Origin of the sequence: Streptomyces sp. NPDC002130 (assembly GCF_040296465.1) — a bacterium.
Taxonomy (GTDB): domain Bacteria; phylum Actinomycetota; class Actinomycetes; order Streptomycetales; family Streptomycetaceae; genus Streptomyces.
This window is the reverse complement of the sequence record NZ_JBEOXI010000755.1, coordinates 1-1,559: the sequence shown is the minus strand read 5'-3', so window position 1 is coordinate 1,559 and position 1,559 is coordinate 1. Positions and strand designations below refer to the sequence as shown.

General features: G+C 62.9%; 2 protein-coding genes and 2 pseudogenes. All 4 read left to right on the top strand.

Annotated features, from left to right (window positions below):
• A pseudogene (locus ABT116_RS45190) lies at positions 1-274 on the top strand (4-oxalocrotonate decarboxylase); the annotation flags it as partial.
• Positions 271-723 carry a RidA family protein gene (locus tag ABT116_RS45185; protein ID WP_019746612.1) on the top strand — a complete coding sequence of 151 codons (453 nt, stop codon included), beginning with the start codon at positions 271-273 and terminating at the stop codon, positions 721-723. The pseudogene ABT116_RS45190 and the gene ABT116_RS45185, both read left to right, overlap by 4 nt.
• Positions 720-1,241: a 3-hydroxyanthranilate 3,4-dioxygenase gene (locus tag ABT116_RS45180; RefSeq protein WP_003943511.1), complete on the top strand. Its 522-nt coding sequence runs from the start codon at positions 720-722 to the stop codon at positions 1,239-1,241. The genes ABT116_RS45185 and ABT116_RS45180 overlap by 4 nt, the downstream gene beginning before the upstream one ends.
• A 3-nt stretch (positions 1,242-1,244) precedes the next feature.
• Positions 1,245-1,559 (top strand): annotated as a pseudogene (locus tag ABT116_RS45175) (hypothetical protein); the annotation flags it as partial.

Sequence of the window (1,559 nt, the reverse complement as noted above, 5' to 3'; positions counted from 1 at the left end):
GCGGTGGCTGCCGCTGCAGAACGTCGAGGACCGTTCCGTGCGTATGGAAGTCGGTGGCGAGACGGTGCTCGGAACCACGGCGGCCATTCTCGGCGATCCGGCGCGAGCTTTGCATGCGCTGCTCGACATCGCGCGTCGACGCCGAATTCCGTTGCGCGCCGGGCAGGTAATTCTGGCCGGTGCCGCCACCGCAGCTGTGCGACTCGACGAGGGCGTCGCCCAGTGCACCATCGACGGCCTCGGAACCGTCACGGTCAAAGGTGTGAAGCGATGAGTGGGGCGCAGGTCATCGAGAAGCTGGCAAAGCCGCGCGGAAAGTTCCCGCATGTCAAGGTGGTCGGTGACTTCGTCTACGTCTCCGGTACCAGCTCGCGTCGGCCCGACAACACGTTTGTCGGCGTCGAGGTCGACGAGATGGGGACGACGGCGCTCGACATCCGGGCGCAGACGCGTGCCGTCATCGAGAACATCGCGGCGATTCTCGCCGAAGTGGGTGGAGAACTGAGTGATCTGGTTCAGGTCACCTCCTACCTGGTGTCGATGAACGACTTCGGCGGATACAACGAGGTGTACGCCGAACTGTTCGACGAAAACGGTCCGACGAGAACGACTGTGGCTGTTCACCAACTGCCCCACCCTCACCTGCTCATCGAAATTTCCGGCGTGGCGTACGTGCCCGCCTCCAAGCGCTCGGCGTCCGAAGATACGGAGAATGCATCATGACCACGATTCCTCCCGTCATCGACTTCAAGAAGTGGATCGACGACAACCGCCACCTGCTGCAGCCGCCTGTGAACAATCAGACGATGGCGCTCGGAGACGACTTCATCGTGCAGGTCGTCGGCGGCCCCAACCAGCGGACCGACTATCACCTCGATCCGTACGAGGAGTGGTTCTACCAGCTCGAAGGCGACATCCACGTCAACGTGATGACCGAAGACGGTCCTCAGCGTGTCGACATTCGGGAGGGCGAAACCTGGCTGCTGCCAGGAGACATTCCGCATTCGCCCCAGCGTCCCACCGCGGGCTCGATCGGCCTGGTCATCGAACGCGTCCGCAAGGAAGGCACGCTCGAGAAGTTCCAGTGGTACTGCCTCGAATGCGACCACAAGATTCACGAGGTCGAACTTCAGGTGCGCGACATCGTGGCCGACCTGCCGCCGGTGTTCGTCAAGTTCTACGAGAGCGAAGAAGCCCGCACGTGTGACAAGTGCGGCACGCTCCATCCCGGCAAGGGCTGAGCTATGAGCAACCTGATCGACATCCACACCCATTACGTGCCCAACGGGTGGCCGGATCTGACCGAAGACGCGGGGCCGCAAGCGCCGTGGCTGAAGGTCGAGTCGGAAACCGAAGCAATGATCATGATGGGCACCAAGGAGTTCCGCCGCATCCAGTCCGATGCCTGGGACGCCGAGGTGCGGCTTCGGGACATGGATGCCGACGGCGTGCAGACGCAGGTCGTCGTGCACAAGGCGGACAACGTCGACATCATGCTGCTGACCTGTGCCGTCTCCCGTATCGGGGCCGCGAAACGGGAGGGCTACCGCACTCGGCTC

Excerpts from the sequence above, each read along its gene's own strand:
- ABT116_RS45185 (WP_019746612.1), top strand. The coding sequence starts at position 271 with ATGAGTGGGGCGCAGGTCATCGAGAAGCTGGCAAAGCCGCGCGGAAAG.
- ABT116_RS45180 (WP_003943511.1), top strand. The coding sequence starts at position 720 with ATGACCACGATTCCTCCCGTCATCGACTTCAAGAAGTGGATCGACGAC.